This window comes from Heyndrickxia acidicola (genome assembly GCF_001636425.1).
In the GTDB taxonomy this organism is placed as follows: Bacteria; Bacillota; Bacilli; order Bacillales; family Bacillaceae_C; genus Bacillus_AE; species Bacillus_AE acidicola.
On the sequence record NZ_KV440953.1, the window covers coordinates 1,918,424 to 1,940,317 of the forward strand.

Consider the following 21,894-nt stretch of genomic DNA (forward strand, 5'->3'; position numbering starts at 1 on the left):
CACAAATAGAACAAGCATAAAAAGCGGAAACAGGCTTACTTTTTTATTTTGCTGATAACGTCTTCTATTTTCTTTCTAACATCTCTCACTTTTCCCTTTATCTTTCCTGGATGATAATGTGCAATTTAAGAAATTATTATCATTAAGGAGTTGAGCAAATGCGTTTACAAACTATAATGGATGAATCACCATTTACTTCATTTCATCGTAAGCTGACCATCTATACCTGTGGCGGTCCATTTTTAGACGGTTATATCCTGACTATTATCGGAGTGGCCTTATCACATATGCAGCAACTGCACTTAAGCACATTTTGGAGTGCGATGATCGGGGCATCTGCCCTGGCCGGCTTATTACTGGGAGGTTTAGTATTCGGTTATATTACTGACCTTGTGGGCCGTCATGTCATGTACACTCTTGACTTGGCAGCTATCCTTGTATTTTCTGTCCTCCAATTCTTTGTTCATAATGCAATTGAGCTGACGATTGTACGATTTTTAATGGGTGTAGCAATTGGAGCCGACTATCCAATTGCTACTGCACTGCTGGCTGAATTCTCTCCCAAAAAGCATCGTGGTAAAATGCTTGGGATATTAATGTCTACATGGTATTTAGGTGCATTAGTTTCTTATATTGTTGCCTATTTTTTACTGCCTCTGGGGGATAATTCCTGGAGATGGATGTTGGTCAGCAGCGCTGTCCCAACGTTCATTCTGCTTGTCATGCGCTGGGGTACACCTGAATCGCCAAGATGGCTAGTGAGTAAAAAACGATACAAGGAAGCAGAAGAGGTTATTCACACTGTCTATGACGTTGAAATTGATTTAAGTCACACAACTATAGAAAAAACAGAAAAAACTCGCTTTGGAAAAATGTTTACAGGAGGTTATTTGAAAAGAACACTGTTTGTGGGGCTGTTCTGGACCTTCCAAATCATACCTACCTTTGCTATTTATACCTTCGGGCCTGAAATTTTGAAGGCTTTCAATTTAAAGGGGGAAAATGTTTCATTTCTCAGTGAAATCATTATCAGTCTGTTCTTTTTAATAGGGTGTATTCCTGCTCTGTTCTTTGTTAATAAGCTGGGACGCCGCCCTGTCATTATATGGTCATTTGTGATGATGACAGTTGGGATGCTCGTATTGGGAATCTTCCCTAATTCTTCAATATGGGTCATTCTACTTGGATTTGCTCTTTATGCATTTTTCTCCGGAGGGCCAAGTGTCCTGGATTATATCTATCCAAACGAATTGTTCCCAACGGAAATCCGGGCATCGGCAGTTGGTATGGGAACGGCATTCAGCCGTATAGGATCCTTTGTTGGTACCTTCCTGCTTCCATATTCCCTTAGTTCAATGGGAATTGGGGTAACAATGCTGATTGGAGCAGGACTCACACTATTAGGGCTTCTTGTAGCTATAGCATGGGCTCCAGAAACCAAAGGAAAAACCCTTGCTGAAGCCAGCTCAGTCGAACATGAAAAGGCGTCTTCTTATCGGCGACAAGCATAAGATAAGCCGTCAAAAAGAATTGTTTTTTATCCTTTCAACGGAGCTGGACAAGAGGCATTTTATAATAAAAAAGCGGGACTGCCAGGCAGTTCCGCTTTTTTTGTGGGTTATAAAGCTTCTTTTTAAAGCCTCTTATCATTAACTTGATCAAGCCAGCTTTGGATGGTGCCAATAACCGACTCCACACAGCCATCTTCAAAAGGAGAGATCAAATTTGCTTCCTTTACTAGAGCAATAAAAGATTTACTCCCTCCCTGTTTGCATAAATGGATATAATCCTTCCAAGCATTCTCCCTGTCATCTTGTGATTTTTTCCAAAATTGAAAAGCACAAATTTGTGCAAGTGTATAATCAATATAATAGAAAGGAGCTTCATAAATATGCCCTTGGCGCTGCCAGTATCCCCCGCGCTCAAGATAATCAACACCATCATAATCGCGATGAGGCAAATATTTTCTTTCGAGATTTCTCCATGCTTCTTTTCTTTCTGCAGGTGTTGCATTGGGATTCTCGTAAACAAAATGCTGAAATTCATCCACCGCCACTCCATATGGGAGAAAGAACAACGCACTGCTTAAATGGGAATATTTATATTTGTCTGTGTCTTCCTTAAAGAACAGCTCCATCCATGGGTAGGTAAAAAACTCCATGCTCATAGAATGAATTTCCGCTGCTTCTGATGTTGGCCAGGCGTATTCAGGAATTTCAAAATCGCGGCTGGAATAAACCTGGAATGCATGCCCAGCTTCATGTGTCAGTACATCAATATCTCCTGAGGTTCCATTAAAGTTGGAAAAAATGAATGGTGATTGATAGCCTTCAATATAGGTGCAATATCCCCCGCTTGCCTTTCCTTTCTTCGCTACCAAATCCATGAGGTTCTTTTCATTCATGAATGTAAAAAACTCATCCGTCTCAGAAGAAAGCTCCTTGTACATCTTCTTACCATTTTCAATAATCCATTCAGGAGACCCTTTTGGGGTGGCATTTCCAGAAACGAAAGAGAATCCCTCATCATAGAATTTCAATTCATCTACGTCAATTCTTTCTTGTTGACGCTCATATAACTGACTTGCAAGCGGAACTATATGCTCTTTTACCTGCTCACGGAAATTTTTCACCATAGTTGCATCATAGTCCGTGCGTCCCATTCGGTAATAGCCCAGCTCCACAAAGTTCTTATACCCCAGTTTTTTAGCAATCTCGTCTCTTACCTTTACCAATTGATCATAGATGTCATCAAATTGTTTTTCGTTCTCTGCAAAAAAGTCTGCCCTTGCAATACTGGCTTTTTTTCTCATGGAACGGTCTTTGGATTCAGCAAACGGCTGAAGCTGAGGAAGGGTTCTTTCTTCTCCTTCAAAGAAAATCTTTGCAGATGCTACTAATTTGGTATATTCAGAGGATAATTTATTTTCCTTTTGAAGCAATGGGATAATTTCAGGAGAGAATGTTTTCAGCTGAACTTCTGCTAATGCAAAAAGCTGCTTGCCCCATTTGCTTTCAAGCTCCTTCCGATAGGGTGAATTAACCAGTTCCTGATAGTATTGAGAAGAAAGGCCCTCCATCGCAGGAGTCACTTCATCCATAAAATCGTTCTCTTCTTTGTACTGTTCATCATTTGTATCAATCGTATGCCGTACATAGCAAATATTGTACATGGTACTGAATTGGTTGCGAATTTCATTAATTTTTTTCATAGCCTCGGATTGCTCTTCCGGACTTCCTGCCTTTTTGAATTGTTCCAAAGCAGTACCAAATGAAGCCTCAATTTGATCAAAATCCGGGCGTTCGTAATTATATTCTTCAAATTTCATTTTAAAGACACCTCTCTTATTTTCACTCTTTTACATATTCGGGATAATAATTAATTTTCCCTTTATTTCCGCTTCCATTTCCATAAAAAAGGAATGTTGAGATTTAATCACAAGGCTTTGTTAAAGGACTCTGTTGTTTTCTAGCTTAAAACTTGTAAATAGGACACGAAAAAGTACACAAAGACATTATTCAGAATTATCCTTTGTACGCACAGAGCAACCATCCTTGCAAAAACAAAATATATGAAAAAAATAAGCCCTAATTGGCTTATTTGTTCATCCTTCTATTAGGGATTAAGACCTTTTAATGGTATCCTTTAATGATTCATTTTTTTAACATTAACACCGATCTTCTTAATTAATTCTATTGCTGTTTCTTTTTCCTCTTCTGTTAAGACCGACATAAGTTCATGGATTCTTTCTTCGTGTCCTGGAAAAAAGGACTCAATAAAGCTTTTACCGTTTTCCGTTATCTGTCCGTATGTAACGCGCCGGTCGCTTGGGCAGGCAATACGCCTCATCAATCCCTTGCCTTCCAGTTTATCCACAACATAGGTAATACTTCCGCTCGCCAGCAGTATTTTACCGCCTATTTGCTGAAGAGGCTGGTCCCCTTTATGATAGAGTAACTCAAGAACAGCAAACTCTGTAGGATTCAAACCATTTTGCTGTACAAAGTGGTTTGTATATTCGCTAATTGCCCGATATGCTTTTGATAAGACAATAAATAATTTTAATGACTGCTGTGTTTCTTTTCTATTTTCCATTTAATCATTTCCTTCATGTATACTTCAGTTAAAATTAAACAAATTATATAGATGAATACCGTGAATGTCAATGATTTATGCTGGTTGTCACTTTCCAATTAGTGTTTACTTCTGCTTTTATGGTTTTTTGCTTTTTCAGATAGACTGCAATTAATTCCGTCATGTCTGTTTTAACCTCTTTCACCACTTTCTTTCCTTTAAACATTCTGTATTCACCGCCCCCGCCCGCACGATAATTATTCATAACGACGTGATAATCCCCTTCAGGATTAAGAGGTTCACCATGATAAGTCAGTTCAACAATTCTGCTGCCAATATTTTTGGATACATCAATAATGTAAGAAATGCCTTCCCACATATCATAGTTATAATGTTTGGGTTTTGGATAAGAAAAGGATGGATTAGCCACAATCTCTCCTTCTTTCGTTAGGGAAAAATAGGATGCCGATTTTTCCAGGGCTGCCTTAATATCGCTTCCTTTGATTTCAATCACTGTAAGCGTATTGGGATAAATATAATTTGTTACAATATCTTTCATCGTAACCTGTGATGAAAAACCTTTTGATGTATTATTAAAAAGGGCGGTTAAAGAGATGTCTACCTCCGCAGCTTCCATTTGTATTTTATTGATGAGTTCGATTAAAGGATGTTCTTTAAGCCTGACAGAAAAAGGATCAGAGATGGCCATATCTCCTTCAATCTTACATACAGGCTTTTGCAGCCACTGTTGCGTTTCCATTTCATATTTTTCAGTAATTTTGATGATCTCCTGATCAGGCACTTCATTTTCAGGATAAATGAACTCTCCAAACTTATCTTTTATATTCCACTCACCATCCATCATTTCGAAACCAATATTGACTCTGCCAAGAACCTGGCCATTATAGCCGGGCTGGAGGACGGTAACGCCATTAATTTCACCAGTTACCGTACGATGCTGATGGCCGGAAAGCATGATATCTATTCCATCTACCTCGTCACAAATTTTAAAGGCCTGATTTTCATCTGATTGAGTTTCCAGCCATTCCCCTGTTTGTATATCACGTTCAAATCCTCCATGATAGGATACAATCATAATATCCGGATGCTCCTCATCATGTATATATGGCACCCAGCGCCTTGCGGCAAATAAAGCTTCTTCAAAGGCTAGATCTTTGATATGATCAGCATATTCCCAATGTGGAATATGATGGGTGCTAATACCAAGCACAGCAGCCTTTAGTCCATTTTCGAAGGTTTTAATTAGATATGGTGCACCAAAATACGTTTCCTTTGTAAATTTATGTACAATATTTGCAGACAGCCATGGAAAGTTTGACTGGGAAACTGCTTTTCTGAAGTATGGCAATCCATAATTAAATTCATGGTTCCCTATTACTGCAGCATCATATTCCAAATCATTTAAGACATTAATCATAGGGTTTGTAAGACTGTTCATATATTTCGCGTAAAAATGGGTAAGGGGAGTTCCCTGCAGCAAGTCTCCATTGTCGATCATTAAGATATTTTCCTCTTTAGATCTAATTTCTTTAATAATAGGGGCAAGCTTACTTAGACTGTAGGATATCTCCTGGTTGCTGCCATAATCAATTGGTAAAAGATGTCCATGTATATCGCTCGTCACAAGGATGGTCAAGCTGGTTTTTCCACTGTCGTTCTTCATATTCGCATCCTCCCCTTCTATACATAAATACTTCCTTCTGCTGCACACCCGAAAACCCTTTCCGCATAAAAAATAAAATATCTTACCCCTCATTGGAGTCCAAAGCTCGTATAAAGGCACATGGAAAAGATGCCAAAAGTGAAAGGTTATCTCAATTCCATTCCTGTGACCCATTATTTACCTATGACTTCTCCTTCTATTCTATCACTTAATGCAGCGAATTGTGCTCCTTCTCTCTCAGTAAAATTATTTCACATACCAATAGCGCTAAGGTGTAAAAGTAATCCTGTTCGTATTTGAATCAGCTTGCCATTATAAGGTTTAAATTTAGTATTGAGCTTTAAAAAACAAATGAATTAAAAAATGCAGCAGTTAGGCGAAGATTAGCAAGAAGAATATTGGAGGAAGCAATCGGAATCCATCTTTATTTTTAATCATGTCTGTTGATTTCCAATTCAGGCACTCTCTTTTCCGGACTGCTCGTGAGTCTCCTCGATGCATATTTGCAGAAATCGCTCATATCTTTTCCAGTCCCCCGTAGATGTCTTTGCTTTAACAGAGCTATGTTTAAAAAATCGGTAAAAAAGTAATTAGAAAACTAAGCAGCTGCCATTAAACTATTTCCACATGCACCGGGTGCAGTTTAATGACAGCCTGTGATGACGGTTAGTGCCCTTTTTGTAATGGCTCGATTGAAAAAGTTCTTCAATATAGATTGAACTTAAGGTTTTCTTATAAATTAGCTATTGATTTCCGTTCCAGGCACTCGCTTTCCGCAGGGCAGACAGGGAGTCTCTCCGGCGCTAATCGCGCCTGTAGGATCACCCTTTGCCTGCTTGTCCCAAGCAGGCTCATTTTATCCGGAATACCTTTAATTGAACGCACTTACCTAAAAGCATAAGACCAAAGTCTATTCATATAGCGGGTTTTGAAAATATTATGATGGCGGTATTGAGGTTTAGCAATTGAGGATGTTTCCCAACCGATTAGTATTAGGCCCAGCATTGATATCTACTGATAAGCGAGAGCATTGACTTCAGTTGCAGCATAATCTTCCCTTTTGTATAAAAAGAATGATATTTCTTTAATCATCAAGGGAAATTTTTGATTAGTATGTGTTACTTGAAAGCATTTGTAATATTCATTCAACAGGCTATCCAGCTGCTGACTGCAATCAATGGTTTTCGCGTCCAACAGTCCATAACAATTTCCTAGTCTAATCATTTCCTCACGCTTGGTTTGAATTTTCTTTAGAAATTTACTTTCATTCATCGTATTACTGTACACTTGATCCAATCTCCTTCTTTTTATTTACCCTCTCTCATATAAGCAGAATATCTCAGATTTTGTCTCTCTCATTCGATTACTTGTGAATTATCGCAATAATTGATTGAAAAGTAAATAGATTCGCAATATAAGACATTCTTTTTATAAAACACCCTCTTTTCTACATTCCTCATATAAAAATTCGACAAAAGCCTTCAATTTACTGGGTTTTTTAAAAAGGATAATTGGGAAAATAATAATAGAAAAGCTCAGGCCCATTAAACCCGGAGCTTTATAAAGATTATAAATGAATGTAAATATAATTGTATTACAAGGCAATTATATTGGAAAAAGGAGGAAAATTGTAGAATGCATACTAATCAGCCCCTCCTCTAAAATAAGAAGAACTATAATTTTTACAAATTTGGACTAACGTATTGAAATAACCGACAATGTAACTTTAATCTGAGGAGGGAAAAAATGCTGATAAGATGGCTTATTCAAAAGATTGCGTACTGGTTATTTTACAAAAGGGCAAACAATTATTTAAAAAACAGAAACCAAACAGATTCTGTGTTAACAAGGATAGAACGAAAAGCTTTGTCTAAAAAGCTGAGTATTAAAGGGGTATGGGAGCGTCTTGGCATCCTCATCCAGCTTATTAGAGCATGGGTTTCAGGTGAATATAAGCTGGTCCCTTATCGCAGTATCCTGATGATTATGATTGGCCTTGTATATTTCCTTTCTCCCTTTGATCTAATACCGGATTTCATTCCTGGTATAGGGTATTTGGATGATGCAGCCGTCATTGCCTTCATTTTAGGACAAACGGATAAAGATCTTAAAAAATTTACCGCTTGGAAACAGCAGCAACTGGATTAAATGCCGCCTACATAATATAAGCCAGTGGAAGTTTTTTCAACCGGCTTAATCTTTTGGCTGTGTTATAGGACACTGTTGTTTTTTAGCTCATTCGTGTGAAACGGCCGTTTCACACGCCTTTCAGCAGAGCTGAAAGGTTACAGTAAAGAAAGAGACCAAAAGCAAACAAGTTTGCTTTTGGTCTCTTTCTTTACTGTAAAATGAGCTAAAAAACGAGCAGTATCTTTTTTATGAAGTCTCTACGAAGAAGCTTAAAAAAACGAAATTCCGATAAGTGCAATTACCTGTTCAAGCTTCCTGAGATTGTGCCTCACTCTCGTAAATTGGAACCCAGCCTTCCTGTGTGACAAAGATTCGGACAGCCACTACCTTTCGATCTTCATCTAAAGTAAAATAATGCCGAACATTTTCAGGCACAGAAATAAGGTCTCCAGGATTTAAGTGTACTTCAAAGAAGTGCCCGTCATTTCCCTGAATAATGAATACTCCATGGCCGCTGACAATAAAACGAACTTCGTCATCAGAATGATGATGCTCACGCTGGAAGTTTTCAAGGAGCTGATCCAAATTAGGCGTGTGCTCAGCAAGCGATATGACATCAGCCGTCTTATAACCTCTTCGGTTAGAAATATCCTCAATCTCTTCTTTAAATACCTCAAGAATCTGATTGTTTTCCTCAGGCGTTAAAATGAATTTCTCCTTAAGCTCCTGTGGAAGCTTCTCAATATTCCAGCTTTCATAAATAACTCCTTGATCATTTAAAAATTCAATAACTTCTTCCTGATTTTCAATACGGCGTTTCGTTCCTTGTACTAAAATCGTTGTCATGATAATACTCCTCCTCGACTAAATTTATTTATTTGCAGCAAAGATAGCTGGTACTGGAATAAAAATTCACAGGCCTCCAGAATCTTTTTCGCTTCAAATCCTGTTCTTCCCCATGCCGTTATTCCATGATTATGAATGAGAACGGCTCCTTTATCTGACTTAATATGACGGCCGAACTCCCGTGCAAGGACCGATATATCAGCATGATTTGTAATGATAGGAATGGAAAGTTCAGCATCTTCCTCCCAGAGATCAAATGCCTTAATCAATTCCTGTCCCTTAAAAACCACCTCGAAATCCTGGTAGTAAAGCTCCGAAATGACATTATTGGCAACAGTATGAACATGCAGGCTGCAGCCAGCATTGGTTTTTTGATAAATTTCCTTGTGAAGAAGTGTCTCAGCGGAGGGCTTTAAATGGGTTTCTTCAATCTTTTCTCCCTCTGAATTGACATGTAGAAAGTCTTCAGCTGTTCTTTTCCGTTTATCCTTGCCGCTTGCTGTTACTAAAAACTCTAAGGGCTCATTTGTAATCTTAATCGAAAGGTTTCCACTGGTGCCCATAAACCAGTCTCTTTCAGCAAGCTCCGCTTTGATATCCGCTAATTCATTCCACTTTTCTTGATATAGACTCATTACACCACCTCCAAATTCTGTTCTAGAATTGCCCGGCAATCAAAGAACGTCTCAAAAGGTATATAGCGAATTCCCTGTTTCTCACAGGCTTTACTCAAAAAATCACGGGCCAATACCAAATCTGCCTGTTTTGCCGCTTCTAAATCTGTAATGGAGTCGCCAATGACAATCGTAAAATGCTCTTCTCTTGAAAGAGAGCGAATAATGGTCGGCTTACAGCAGCCGCAGCCATTTTGGCATTCCTTATCACATGGATATGGCCACTTAATTTCTACAAACTCCCCTTTAAAGCTGGCTTGATTGCAATAAATTTCTTTAATGGGCCCATATGGATCCAGTAAAGGCTCTACAAAAAAGTCCATTCCTCCGCTTACAATATAAAAAGGGATAGAGCGATTTTCTGCAAACTCCAGAAATTCTTGAAATCCTTCCCTAATTGCGGCCGTTTTCTTTAAAAAATGAATCATTTCCTTTTTTTTATCAGACTCTATTAAAGAAAACATCCGGCTAACCCCATCTTGTATGGTAATGGTTTGGTTCAGCACCCTATCCTTTATTGGCACCCATTCAGGAGGTGCAAACTGTTTCATTAAAGAAATAATATTATCATTATCCGTTACAGTTCCATCAAAGTCGCAAAAAATAATTGGCTTCTTCACCCTTCACTCACCTCTTGGCTGCCCCACAACACTATGGCTTTTTCCAGCTCTTTATGTTCTTTTGCTGCTTCCCTCAACGTTTGTTTTTGAAGAACAGCTTCAACCGCTTGACGGAATGCTTTCCCGCCGCCTATTGCTCCATCTGGATGTCCATGGATTCCCCCACCGGCGTTGATCACAGATTCTTCTCCAAAATCTCTATAAATTAAGGGTACTAAACCTGGATGGATGCCTGCCGAAGGAACAGGGAAGGACTTTTTATAACGGCGTTCAACTGTAAGTTCATGTCCAATCCCAAGGGTTGCTTCTCTTTCAAGGGCAACGCTTCCATATGGAGATGGAAATAAACCAAAGTCCGCTCCAGCCAACCGAAGAAGTTTTCCAAGAAATAGCTTATGGGAAACCCCATAGTGGCTCGATTGGGTAAACGCTCCACTAAATGCAGGGTGAGCCATTAAGGGAATGTCAATTTCCGGGTCTTCTCTAAGTTCCTGCAATACATCTAAACCGTATGTAAATACGTTGAAAAGAAGAGCATCTGCACCAAGTTCTCTTGCAAGCCGTGCCTTGGAAATAACCTCCGATGTGCGTCCTGTAAGATTGACCGCATAGAGTGTTCGATGTCCCGTTTGCTCATGCACTTCATCCAGGACTCTTCTCCCCATTTTGATACGCTCAGCAAATGGAGCTAGATTACTTTCAAAAAGGATTTCATCATCCTTAACTAAATCTACACCCCCCAGAGCCTGATCTCGAAGCTGTTTTTCAAGAAATAGTAAATCTCTGCCGATTACCCCTTTAAATATGCTCATCACCAGCGGACGATCTGTTACGCCCAGCCTATCTCTAATGCCATCGATTCCAAATCTCGGACCGGGAAAATTCCTTTCAACCGACTCTGAAAATTCCAAATTTAAAAGTTTTACTTCTCCATCTAACGAAAGCTTTCCAAAAACCGTAGTAAGAATGGCTGGCAGATCAGGACTGAAATTTACTGATGGATAAGAAATGATAATTTCAGCAAAGGTTCTGCCATCTTCATCTACTCCCTCAATAACTTTCAAAACATAACCTTTATGCTTTTTTAGCTGCTCCTTTTCCAATATGGCCAGGTTCGTCCATGATCCCACTGTTAATCCAAGAGCAATGTCCTCAGCCTTTTTTTCGAAAGTTCCCGGTTTTCCATAAAATTTATACGTTGCTGTTACTTCACTCATTTCCTCACCTCTTAACCAATTATGCAAAAACTTGTTGACTACAATAAAAGCGGAGGGCGATTGACCATCGGCGAACAGCATAAGACAAGGCAGCTTTGAAGGGTGTTCTTCCCCTTCAATGATGGCTGGGCTTATGACTCGAGCGATTTCTTACCTTTTCTTTTCATAAACAATAAAAAACCTCTTCGATAAGAAGAGGTGGAATTCTACCGTCTTCTTATCTCTCAGCCTTTTAGCTGCAAGAATTAGCACCGTGCCTAAAGAAAATCCTTAGATCGGTTGCCGGGCTTCAATGGGCTCGTCCCTCCGCCTGCTCTTGATAAGAAATAGTTATATAATTATCAGATTGTTAATTCAAATAGGATTATGCCATCCATACACAATATTGTCAATTGAAAATTATTTAAATATTTTTAAGTCTCCGATTCTTTCAACCGCTTCCCGAAGCCGCTCTTCCGTTTCCAGCAAGCCAACACGCACATATCCTTCACCATAGGTACCAAAACCAATTCCGGGTGCTACTGCTACCTTTGCCTGGTATAAAAGTACATCAGAAAATTGTTCAGAAGTATATCCTTCAGGGACCTTTAGCCAGGCAAAAAATGATCCCTTTGGAGCGGCAATGTTCCAGCCAATCTTTCGGAGTCCTTCCACCAAAATGTTTCTTCTTGTTTCATACATAGAAACAAGTGCATCTACACACTCCTGTGATTCCAATAATGCGGCCGCTGCAGCCTCTTGTACTGCTCCAAAAAGACTTACGTATAGATGATCCTGAAAAAGATTCAATGCTTCGATTACACTCTCATTGCCTATTGCAAAACCAACCCGCCAGCCTGCCATGTTATAGGTTTTAGAAAAGGTGTAAATTTCAATTCCGACCTTTTTCGCTCCTTCAGCCTGCAAAAAACTAACAGGTTTCTTTCCATCAAAGCCAATAGCGCCATAGGCAAAGTCATGCACGACACAGATATCATGTTCATTGGCAAATTCAATGGTTTTTTTAAAAAAGGCCAAATCAGCAGTAGCTCCTGTCGGATTATTCGGATAGTTCAAGAACATTAATTTTGCTTTTTCAGCCTCTTCTGTACTGATGGATGAAAAATCAGGCTTAAATCCGTTTTCCTCCAAAAGAGGCATAGTATGCATTTTCGCTTGGGCAAGTGCTACTCCAGACCAGTAGTCCGGATAACCGGGATCAGGCACTAAGACCGTATCCCCTGGATTTAGAAGGCATGGAGGAAGCTCTACCAACCCGGCCTTGCCCCCAAATAATATGGCTATTTCCTTGGCTGGATCTGCTTTGACACCGTATTCACGCTCATAAAAAGCTGCCGCTGCTTCCTTCAAATAGGAAAAACCCCTAAATGGGGAATACTTATGATTTACAGGGTTTGCAGCAGCCTCCTGAAGTTTTTTTACAATGTGGCCTGGAGTAGGCTGATCAGGGTTCCCTTGGCCTAAATTTATCACATCATAACCCTCTGCCTTTACTTTTTCGACTTTACCTACAAGAGAAGCAAAAAATTGGGATGGCAGGGATTTTAACAAATCTGATTTCGAAAAAGTTTTCATTTTTTCCTCCTTACTGCAATCAAAGCGGGGCCCTTCCGCTTTTCTTTTGTCCAGCTCCAGCTGGAAGGATACAAATCAATCCTTCCTAACCATCGGCTCGAGGTCATATGCCATTCCGTCAAGAAGGTTAAAGATCGTACCTTCTTTGACGGCCCGTCATATGCTGGTCGCCGATTAGCAGGTCCCTTCCGCTTTTCTTTTAATTTTGAACTTTTAAAATCTAGTAACAAATGTTATAACGAAAAGAAGCCAATGTAAAGAGATAATCTAAAAATGAGGAGGAAAAATCCTTTGCTGAAAAAAATGGCATGTATTCAAATGGATATTCATTTTGGGCAGCCTGAAAAAAATTATGAAAATGCTGAGAAATGGATTCACAAGGCTAGTGAGGAAAAATGTGATTTGGTTATTTTACCAGAACTCTGGACGACTGGATATGACCTGACCAGGCTTTCAGAGATAGCAGATGAAGAAGCAAAACAAACATTCAAATTTTTAAAAAGATGCTCCTTAACATATCAGGTGGACATTATTGGCGGATCCATTGCGAAGAAGACAGCACAAGGCCACTACAATACGATGCTGATTGTAGACAGAGAAGGAAATTTTATTAAGGAATACAGTAAGCTCCATTTATTTAAATTGATGGATGAGCATTTGTTTCTTCAGCACGGAACAAACAGTGGTGAGTTTACCTTATATGGCGAAAGCTTCTCAGGTGCAATTTGTTACGACATTCGATTTCCTGAATGGATACGAAAGCCTTTTTTAGAAGGAGCCTCGGCATTATTTGTTAGTGCTGAATGGCCAAAGCCCCGTCTTTCCCACTGGAGAAACCTCTTAATAGCAAGGGCAATCGAAAATCAGTGCTATGTCATTGCCTGTAACCGTGTTGGGAATGATCCGAATAACACGTTTGGCGGGCATTCTTTAATCATTGACCCGTGGGGAGAGATTCTCGCAGAGGGGGGAGAAGACGAAGGTCTCGTCATTAAAGAAGCGGATTTTTCCCTGGTTAAAGAAGTCCGGAGAAAAATTCCTGTTTTTAGCGATCGTTTGCCGGAATATTATTAACTATTAATTTCAAAGCCTTTTAAAGCTCGAATGCTATAAAAATTGAATCATTCAAGCTTTAGAGTAGGCTGCCCGCCAACAATAACATCGTACAGATTCATCCTTAAAGTGAAAAAGCAGCCATTGCTTTTAACTAATTTTTGAAAATAGTGATTGACATAATGAAATAAATACTGATAATATAGCAATCGTGAATTGTAATTCTTTTAAAAAATATGAAAATTAATTCTCTTATCAAGAGCAGGCTGAGGGATTTGGCCCTATGAAGCCCAGCAACCGACCGTAATACCATTGTTCAATGGGGCGCTTTTTTAAAGTGCCGGATTTTTCCGTAAGGCACGGTGCTAATTCCAACAGAAAGAATTCTTTCTGGCAGATAAGAGGTTCGGAGAATACCTTCGGAGCCTCTTTCATTACTGAGAGAGGCTTTTTTAATCCAGGATATTCGAAAAGCCTCTTCCAACATTCAGAATAAATTGGAGGGATTTTTCTATGTCTTATACCGAAGTAAAGGAATATGAGCCATTAACAGAAAAAACAGCTGTCACACTAGCAAAAAGCCTGGGGCTTTTTTCAAACGAAATATTAATGTGTAACGAAATTGGTGATGGAAACCTCAACCTTGTTTTTCATATCAAGGATCAAGAAAGCCAAAAAGGAATCATCATTAAACAAGCTCTTCCATATGCAAAAGTAGTTGGGGAAAGCTGGCCTTTAACTCTTCAGCGTTCCCAAATCGAAGCCAATGCATTAAAGCAGCACGGTGCAATCGTTCCGCATTTTGTACCTGAAGTGTTTTACCAGGATGAACTTCTTGCCATCACCGTTATGGAGGACCTTTCTTATTTAAGAATTGTTCGAAATGGATTAATTGAAGGAGAAAGATATCCTCTGCTTGCTGACCATATTGGAGAATATTTGGCCAAAACCCTGTTTTACACATCTGAATTTGCTCTGCCGCCTTCTAAGAAAAAGGAATTCGCCAAACAGTTTTCAAATCCTGAGCTTTGCAGGATTACAGAGGAATTAGTCTTTACAGATCCTTTTTTTGATAGCGAATCCAATGATTTTGAAGAAGAGCTTTATGATGAAATTCAGTCGATTTGGCAAGATTCATTGCTTAAACTCGAAGCGGCAAAGCTGAAGAGAAAATTTTTAACTGAGGCTGAGGCGCTGCTTCATGGAGATTTACATACAGGAAGCATTTTTGCAAATCAATTGGAGACAAAAGTAATTGATCCCGAATTTGCTTTTTATGGTCCTTTTGGATTTGATGTGGGACAGTTTTTTGCAAATCTTATCTTTCAGGCAATTACAGGAAATGAGGAAAAGCGAGATTTTATTCTACAACAAATTCAACAAACCTGGAAATCCTTTGTAAACCATTTTACACATGCTTGGCTGCATCACAATATCGATAATTTCGCAGAAGTACCAGGCTTCTTGGATTCAATATTGAATAAAATTTTTGAAGATTCCATCGGTTTTGCCGGTTGTGAATTAATCAGAAGAACAATCGGCCTATCCCATGTAAAGGACTTGGAAGGGATTGCGGATAAAGATGAGCGGATTCAAAATAAAAAAGCTGCTCTAACCATTGGGAAAACATGCATTTTGGAGCATTCCCGCGTTGATAGTATCCAGCAATTTATTGTACTGCTTCAAGAAGCTTTGACAGGTGAGGCAAAAAAGTAAACGAGGTGCAATTGTAATGACAAGACTTCAGACTGCCATTCCTATTTCAATTGAATGGATGGATAACCACATTAAACTGCTTAATCAGCAGGCGTTACCGCATATAACTGAGTATATCGATCTATATACGCTCCAGGATGTATATGAAGCGATTACGGCATTAAAAGTGAGAGGTGCTCCGGCAATTGGCATCACAGCCGCATTTGGGCTTGCAATGTCTGCACAAAACTATGAAATCGATGAACTTGAAGCATTTCTTGTTAAACTTCAGAAAGAAAAAGAATACTTAAATTCTTCAAGACCCACCGCAGTGAATTTATCCTGGGCACTGAACAGGCTGATAAATTCGATTGGTAATGCCCGTTCCGTAAATGAAGCGAAAACTGACCTGCTTCATGAAGCCATCCAAATACAGGCTGAGGACGAGGCCATGTGCAGACAGATAGGAGAAAATGCATTATTGCTTTTAACACCGGGCGACTCAGTGATGACTATCTGCAATGCAGGATCCATTGCAACTGCAAAATACGGGACCGCCCTGGCACCTTTCCATCTTGCAAGCGAAAGGGGCAAACATTTTCATGTATACGCCTGTGAAACACGTCCCGTTCTGCAGGGTGCCCGTTTAACTGCATGGGAACTTCAGCAATCCGGAGTTGAGACAACACTCATTACAGATAACATGGCAGCACATACAATGAAAACAAAAAAAATTAAAGCTGTTATTGTGGGTGCTGACAGAATTGCAGCGAATGGAGATACTGCCAACAAGATTGGAACATATGGACTTGCTCTCATAGCAAAGTCACTCCAAATACCATTCTATGTTGCTGCTCCTTCCTCAAGTTTTGATTTAACATTGAAAAATGGTGATTCTATCCCAATAGAAGAAAGAAACTTGGAAGAAGTTACAACACTGAATGGCACCCAGATAGCACCTGAAGGCATTCAGGTTTACAATCCTGCCTTTGATGTCACTTCATCAGAGCTGATCACTGCCATCATAACAGAAAAAGGAATTTTGTACCCATCCTATACTGAAAGCATAAAGAATCAACTATTACGTTATTAAGCCTTCTTTTTTAGAACAAAGCGTCTTCCGATAGGCGCTTTGTTCTATTTTGTTTAGATATGGCTGTATATTCATAAATTGTTGCTTATTGTTGACCGTCTGTGTGGCAGCTTTTCGTAAGCTGTTCACAAGTTTTAATACTGAACCTGAATTAACTATAAAACACCTTCAATCTTCAGAAGGATTTCCTTTTTATCAATTTCTTTTCCAGCATACCCTGTCATACTTTGATTTTTTCCTATTACCCTGTGGCAAGGGATGATAATTGGAAATCTATTCGCTTTATTCGCCTGTCCGACAGCGCGAACAGCCTTTTGCTTTTGGATTGCACAAGCGATATCCTGGTAGGATCTTGTTTCACCATATGGAATCTTAGTCAATTCCTTCCATACTGCTTTTTGGAATTCTGTTCCCTCAATAGAAAGAGGAATTGTAAAGTGTTTTCTTTTATTTTTAAAGTACTCCTTGAGTTCTTGGACTGCCATTCTTAATATGGGATGTCCTGGATCTTCACTATCGTTGTACTGGGTGTTTATTACTGGTATTCCTTCTTTGCCGGCTATCTTAGAATTCTCCCTGCCAAAGTAAATACCGGTTAATCCACTATCATTTGCCGTTAATACCAAAGGGCCAATTTCACTTTCTAATACGGTATAAGCCATTTCCCTCTCCTTTTTTAACGTTTTTTTATCCTGCTGGTTGATTTACGCTTCAGGCACTCGCTTTCCGTGGGGCGGCCGGGAACCTCCTTCTCCTTGCTCCTGCAAGAATCTCCCTTAACCAGCTTCCCCGCAGGAGTCTTATGCCTTTACTTCGATCACGCTGGGTCCAAAACACCATTAAAATAAAGAACCCGAAGAAAACGCTTGAGTTCTTTACAATAATTATGAAGCATGTACAGGAATGTAGATGTGAAATGTGGAACCAGAGCCTTCTTCACTTTCCACCTCAATTTTCCCATGATGCTCTTTAATAATTTTAAAACTGATCATCAATCCGAGGCCGGTCCCTCTTTCTTTCGTTGTATAAAATGGTTCCCCTAGCTTATTAATCTTATCTTTAGGAATTCCCATACCTTCATCTTGAATCATAATATGGACAAATTCATCTTCACCTTGCTGAATTTTGATGCGGACTTTTCCGCCATTGGGCATAACTTCAATCGCATTTTTAATAATATTGATGAATACCTGTTTAATTTGATTTGGCTCACAAAAAACATCTGGAAGATTTCCCCGATTATCCAATTCAAATTGAACGTTGTGCATAAGCGCCTGTGCATTGAGCAAGTCAAGTGTATCATTCATTATACTATTAATCGGGTGGTTTTTAAACTCGATGGCCTGAGGTTTTGCAAGGACAAGGAAATCTGTGATAATAGACTCAATCCTGGCTAGCTCTGATGTAATGACATTAAAATAAAGAGAATGATCCTCCTTTATACTTAACTGCAAAAGCTGGATAAACCCCTTTAGTGCCGTCATGGGATTTCGAATTTCATGAGCTATTCCTGCAGCAAGCTCTCCGACCACATTTAAGGTATCGGATTTGCGGAGCTGCTCTTGTAATGCCATTTTTTCAGTTATTTCACGAATGACGGTCAAGTTTAAATTAGAGGTAAGGTTCCCTTTTGAGCTGATTTCATAAAAATGGCCGCCGCTTTCTTCCTGCACAGGAAGAAGCATATCCGATTTCCCTTCCCGCTCAAGCTCTTCCTGATGGTGTTCTATCATTTTCCGTTCTCTTCCCTTGAAATTCAAGAGCTTTATCAGGTCCCTGCCAATCATTTTTTCCCGTGACACTCCAAGCCAGCTCGCTGCAACCGGATTAACGTCAATAATGACATTTTGTTTATTCCACAAGATCATTCCATCAAGGGTCCCCTCAAAAACCTTGCGAAATCGTTCCTCACTGTCTTTCAATGTCTGCTCAAAATAATACCGCTCACTGACATTTCTGAAGATGGCCATATCATAACCGGCAATCGAGTGAGCCTTATACGTAAATTCGAGATTTTTCAGCTGTCCGTTTGGCATGAGAAAAACTAATTCGTCACGTACTGCCTTGTTCACTCTGGATTCTTTCATAACTTTATGAAAGTGGCTGTCTTTTTGATAGACATAATCCCAGATCTCTTTATTCATTAGTTCTTCTGAAGTACATTCAAAAATCTTTAATGCAGAATGATTTGCAAGAACAATTCGGCCTTCATGATCAGCAAAAATAATTCCATCTATTGCTTCTGCAAACAAGCTTTTAAATAGTTCACCGCTTCGATCTAATATGGAATTATTTCGATAGGCAAATGAGAAGCTCTCTTCCTCAAATTCCCTGCTTCTTTTCATCCTCTTCTTCCTTTCATTATGATCACTATTGAAGCAAATAAATTGTGTTAAACATAGGGATCTAAATAAGTTATTACCACTCGATTCACGACTTTTTTCCTGGTGTATTCCAAAAAAACTAAAGTATTATTAAGGAGATGAAAAATCGAAATCATGGTTTATATTGATATTTTTCGGTAATTTTATTGAAAATCCTGCGCAATTTTACATCTTTTACGCTCTTTTTACCCAAATCATCCTTTATACCGATTTCCTGCCATTGAGCTTTTCTGCCTCCTTGATTACAATATTATGTGTACGCCATGAAGAAAGAGGTCTAACAAATCAAATGAAAATAGTTTTAAGTACTTTAAACGCTAAGTATATCCATACTAACTTGGCCATCCGTTATTTAAAAGCATTTGCAGCTCCTGAATATGAAGCTGAAATTGCAGAATATACCATTAAAGATCCGGTCATGAACATTGTGACAGATTTATTTTCAAAAAAACCGGATGTATTAGGATTCAGCTGTTATATATGGAACATTGAGGAAACGATCCGAGTCATTAAAATGATTCGAAAAATCATGCCGGAGCTTATTATTGTGCTTGGCGGTCCTGAAGTAACCTATGATGTTACCTATTGGCTTGACCGAATTCCTGAGGTTGACTTCATTGTTATGGGAGAAGGAGAAGAAACCTTTAAGCAGTTTTTAAAAGAAATAGACGGAGAACGTGTTCTTCAAAATGTGCATGGGCTTGCTTATAAAAAAGACGGCAAGTATGTTATTAATCCTCAAAGAAACAAAATTGATCTTAAAGAATTACCCAGTCCTTTTCGTTTCGAGGAAGATCTTTCTCACCTTCCCAAGAGGGTTATTTATGTAGAAACCAGCAGAGGCTGTCCATTTAACTGTCAATTCTGTTTATCCTCTATTGAGGTTGGTGTGCGCTATTTCAACAGAGAGAAAATTAAGGATGACATTCGCTACTTGATGGCTAATGGAGCTAAAACCATAAAATTTGTCGATAGAACCTTTAATATTAGCCGGAGCTACGCAATGGAAATGTTTCAGTTTTTGATTGATGAGCACCAGCCAGGTACAGTTTTTCAATTTGAAATTACCGGAGATATCATGAGACCTGAAGTGATTGACTTTTTAAATCAAAAAGCGCCTGCTGGCTTATTCCGTTTTGAGATAGGCGTTCAATCAACAAATGACGAAACGAACGAGCTCGTTAAAAGAAGGCAGAATTTTGATAAACTTACAAGGACTGTAAGAATGGTTAAAGACGGAGGAAAAATTGATCAGCATTTAGATTTAATTGCCGGACTGCCGGAAGAAGACTATACATCCTTTCGTAAAACCTTTAATGATGTCTTCGCACTGCGGCCGGAAGAGCTTCAGCTTGGTTTCTTAAAAATGCTAAGAGGAACAGGCTTAAGAATAAGAGCGAGTGAAAACGATTATGTATATATGGATCATGCTCCGTACGAAATTCTCGGAAATAACGTGCTTTCCTTTACTGATATCGTGCGCATTAAACAAGTAGAAGATGTATTGGAAAAATATTGGAATGACCACCGAATGGATACGACCATTGAGTATCTGACCACTCATGTCTTTGAAACGCCTTTTGATTTTTTTCAAGAATTCGGAGCTTACTGGGAAGCACAGGGATGGAGCAGAATCGGGCACCAGCTTGAGGATTTATTCAAACGTTTAAAAGCCTTTCTTCATACCAAGCTGGAGGATATAACCGTTATCGAGGGATTAATGAAGTATGATTATCTGAGTAATCAACGATTTAAACCGAGAAAATCCTGGTGGACACATGACCTGAATAAATCAGAACGCACGAGGATTTATGAATTCATTTCAAATGAACCTTCTATTCTTGGTGCAAGTTTTACAGAGCTTCAATTATCGGATAAAGACATATACAAGCACACCATTATTGAGAAAATGGAATTTGATCTGCCATATTATCTTGAAAATCAATCCGTTACTAAAGGTACAACCTATTCATTAATTTATTTCCATCCAACTACAGGGGCTTCGTCCATTTTTCCTGTTTCAGCCAAAACTATTTCATAAAGGACGCTTACGATTCACGGATTTAAAAGACCTTTAAACAGACAGGCTGTCGAGTTCAATCTCGACAGCCTTTTTTTTATTTCTTTTTTGGTTTTTTACTTTTTTTGTCTTCCTTCTCTTTGTCTCGATTAAAAGGAAGCTCAAAAAATTTATCTGCATTGATATCACCGAATTCCATGCCGAATTCAGTGTTTTCAGCACTTCGATGTTTTATCCTTTTCATTATGCTCTGCCTTTTTTACCCTTTTTGGAATTTCGGTTGGCATGCTTCATAACTTCTTCACCATTCGCATATTCAGCAGAAAATTCTGTTTCTGCTATGTTCTTTTTAGGTGTATGACTATGCTTTAGGGCTGCATTTGCTTCTGCTTTTCGCTTTGCCATTTGAATTACCTCCTAATTAAGAATGATGCCTTTATAGATTATCCATTCTTCTTTTTGTTTACTCTGAAGGTTAACAAGTGTTTTTTTCACTTTTTTGAACGTTTTTCCACACATGTTTCCCTTTCTTTTTCTCATAATAAACTTATAGCCAAAACATTTTGGATGAAAGGAGGAATTAAGATGACTAGAAGCAGTAACAAGCTATTGGTTCCGGGTGTTGAACAATACCTTGACCAGGTAAAGTTTGAAATAGCGCAAGAATTTGGCGTACAATTAGGCTCCGATACAGTATCAAGATCTAATGGCTCTGTAGGTGGTGAAATTACAAAGCGCCTTGTAAAGCAGGCTCAATCCCAGCTTTCAGGAAAATAAACTTCTACGGGAATTGTCTCTATACCAAAAAAAGAAATTGGTTTCGTTTTAA

Annotated in this window: 20 protein-coding genes and 2 riboswitches; of the genes, 7 read left to right on the forward strand and 13 right to left on the reverse strand. The window is 39.0% G+C overall.

What is annotated here, in order from left to right; translation table 11 throughout:
* The first annotated feature begins 158 nt into the window (after positions 1-158).
* Positions 159-1,511 (forward strand): MFS transporter, encoded by a 1,353-nt coding sequence (locus A5N88_RS08965; RefSeq protein WP_066264965.1) that lies wholly within the window; start codon positions 159-161, stop codon positions 1,509-1,511.
* A gap of 122 nt (positions 1,512-1,633) precedes the next feature.
* Here the strand turns inward: A5N88_RS08965 and A5N88_RS08970 are convergent, their stop codons facing one another.
* From A5N88_RS08970 to A5N88_RS08985, 4 genes are all read right to left on the reverse strand, one after another.
* Positions 1,634-3,328 (reverse strand): M3 family oligoendopeptidase, encoded by a 1,695-nt coding sequence (locus A5N88_RS08970; RefSeq protein WP_066264967.1) that lies wholly within the window; start codon positions 3,326-3,328, stop codon positions 1,634-1,636.
* A gap of 317 nt (positions 3,329-3,645) precedes the next feature.
* Complete coding sequence (locus A5N88_RS08975; protein WP_066264968.1) at positions 3,646-4,095, reverse strand: MarR family winged helix-turn-helix transcriptional regulator; 450 nt, start codon at positions 4,093-4,095, stop codon at positions 3,646-3,648.
* Positions 4,096-4,162: 67 nt separating this feature from the next.
* On the reverse strand, positions 4,163-5,758 hold the full coding sequence (locus A5N88_RS08980) for a bifunctional metallophosphatase/5'-nucleotidase (protein ID WP_066264970.1): 1,596 nt from the start codon (positions 5,756-5,758) through the stop codon (positions 4,163-4,165).
* Positions 5,759-6,769: 1,011 nt separating this feature from the next.
* The gene (locus A5N88_RS08985; RefSeq protein ID WP_066264972.1) at positions 6,770-7,045 is read right to left on the reverse strand and encodes an aspartyl-phosphate phosphatase Spo0E family protein; all 276 of its coding nucleotides are present in this window, start codon (positions 7,043-7,045) and stop codon (positions 6,770-6,772) included.
* A 459-nt stretch (positions 7,046-7,504) separates the two neighbouring features.
* Between A5N88_RS08985 and A5N88_RS08990 the strand changes: the two genes are divergently transcribed.
* On the forward strand, positions 7,505-7,906 hold the full coding sequence (locus tag A5N88_RS08990) for a YkvA family protein (protein ID WP_083953090.1): 402 nt from the start codon (positions 7,505-7,507) through the stop codon (positions 7,904-7,906).
* 288 nt (positions 7,907-8,194) lie between these two features.
* Here the strand turns inward: A5N88_RS08990 and A5N88_RS08995 are convergent, their stop codons facing one another.
* From A5N88_RS08995 to A5N88_RS09015, 5 genes are all read right to left on the reverse strand, one after another.
* Positions 8,195-8,734: a 1,2-dihydroxy-3-keto-5-methylthiopentene dioxygenase gene (locus A5N88_RS08995; protein ID WP_066264975.1), complete on the reverse strand. Its 540-nt coding sequence runs from the start codon at positions 8,732-8,734 to the stop codon at positions 8,195-8,197.
* Positions 8,731-9,369 (reverse strand): methylthioribulose 1-phosphate dehydratase, encoded by a 639-nt coding sequence (locus A5N88_RS09000; protein WP_066264977.1) that lies wholly within the window; start codon positions 9,367-9,369, stop codon positions 8,731-8,733. Before A5N88_RS09000 ends, A5N88_RS08995 begins: the two co-directional genes overlap by 4 nt.
* Entirely contained in the window at positions 9,369-10,028 is a 660-nt protein-coding gene (locus tag A5N88_RS09005; RefSeq protein WP_066264979.1) for a 2-hydroxy-3-keto-5-methylthiopentenyl-1-phosphate phosphatase, read from the reverse strand. The genes A5N88_RS09000 and A5N88_RS09005 overlap by 1 nt, the downstream gene beginning before the upstream one ends.
* Positions 10,025-11,245 carry a 2,3-diketo-5-methylthiopentyl-1-phosphate enolase gene (locus A5N88_RS09010; protein ID WP_066264982.1) on the reverse strand — a complete coding sequence of 407 codons (1,221 nt, stop codon included), beginning with the start codon at positions 11,243-11,245 and terminating at the stop codon, positions 10,025-10,027. The genes A5N88_RS09005 and A5N88_RS09010 overlap by 4 nt, the downstream gene beginning before the upstream one ends.
* A gap of 214 nt (positions 11,246-11,459) precedes the next feature.
* Positions 11,460-11,571: riboswitch (SAM riboswitch) on the reverse strand.
* Between the two features lie 73 nt (positions 11,572-11,644).
* Complete coding sequence (locus A5N88_RS09015; protein WP_066264984.1) at positions 11,645-12,820, reverse strand: pyridoxal phosphate-dependent aminotransferase; 1,176 nt, start codon at positions 12,818-12,820, stop codon at positions 11,645-11,647.
* A gap of 291 nt (positions 12,821-13,111) precedes the next feature.
* Here A5N88_RS09015 and A5N88_RS09020 point away from each other — a divergent pair, with 291 nt between their 5' ends.
* From A5N88_RS09020 to mtnA, 3 genes are all read left to right on the forward strand, one after another.
* A complete protein-coding gene (locus A5N88_RS09020; protein ID WP_157090630.1) occupies positions 13,112-13,894 on the forward strand; it encodes a carbon-nitrogen family hydrolase in 783 nt (260 codons plus the stop codon).
* A gap of 228 nt (positions 13,895-14,122) precedes the next feature.
* A riboswitch (SAM riboswitch) is annotated at positions 14,123-14,277 on the forward strand.
* 109 nt (positions 14,278-14,386) lie between these two features.
* Positions 14,387-15,589, forward strand: a complete 1,203-nt coding sequence (gene mtnK, locus A5N88_RS09025; RefSeq protein WP_066264988.1) for an S-methyl-5-thioribose kinase — start codon at positions 14,387-14,389, stop codon at positions 15,587-15,589.
* A gap of 16 nt (positions 15,590-15,605) precedes the next feature.
* Positions 15,606-16,661, forward strand: coding sequence for an S-methyl-5-thioribose-1-phosphate isomerase (mtnA, locus tag A5N88_RS09030; protein WP_066264989.1), 1,056 nt, complete (start codon positions 15,606-15,608; stop codon positions 16,659-16,661).
* A 155-nt stretch (positions 16,662-16,816) separates the two neighbouring features.
* On the opposite strand, the gene A5N88_RS09035 is transcribed toward mtnA, so the two are convergent.
* The gene (locus tag A5N88_RS09035; protein WP_066264990.1) at positions 16,817-17,323 is read right to left on the reverse strand and encodes a methylated-DNA--[protein]-cysteine S-methyltransferase; all 507 of its coding nucleotides are present in this window, start codon (positions 17,321-17,323) and stop codon (positions 16,817-16,819) included.
* A gap of 222 nt (positions 17,324-17,545) precedes the next feature.
* Entirely contained in the window at positions 17,546-19,006 is a 1,461-nt protein-coding gene (locus A5N88_RS09040; RefSeq protein WP_066264992.1) for a PAS domain-containing sensor histidine kinase, read from the reverse strand.
* 328 nt (positions 19,007-19,334) lie between these two features.
* Between A5N88_RS09040 and A5N88_RS09045 the strand changes: the two genes are divergently transcribed.
* Positions 19,335-21,086: a B12-binding domain-containing radical SAM protein gene (locus tag A5N88_RS09045; RefSeq protein ID WP_066270392.1), complete on the forward strand. Its 1,752-nt coding sequence runs from the start codon at positions 19,335-19,337 to the stop codon at positions 21,084-21,086.
* Positions 21,087-21,162: 76 nt separating this feature from the next.
* On the opposite strand, the gene A5N88_RS25455 is transcribed toward A5N88_RS09045, so the two are convergent.
* A complete protein-coding gene (locus A5N88_RS25455) occupies positions 21,163-21,309 on the reverse strand; it encodes a hypothetical protein (RefSeq protein ID WP_198160209.1) in 147 nt (48 codons plus the stop codon).
* The gene (ykzP, locus tag A5N88_RS25460; RefSeq protein ID WP_198160211.1) at positions 21,309-21,470 is read right to left on the reverse strand and encodes a protein YkzP; all 162 of its coding nucleotides are present in this window, start codon (positions 21,468-21,470) and stop codon (positions 21,309-21,311) included. The genes A5N88_RS25455 and ykzP overlap by 1 nt, the downstream gene beginning before the upstream one ends.
* A gap of 180 nt (positions 21,471-21,650) precedes the next feature.
* Here ykzP and A5N88_RS09050 point away from each other — a divergent pair, with 180 nt between their 5' ends.
* The gene (locus A5N88_RS09050) at positions 21,651-21,842 is read left to right on the forward strand and encodes an alpha/beta-type small acid-soluble spore protein (protein WP_066264993.1); all 192 of its coding nucleotides are present in this window, start codon (positions 21,651-21,653) and stop codon (positions 21,840-21,842) included.
* Positions 21,843-21,894 lie beyond the last annotated feature (52 nt).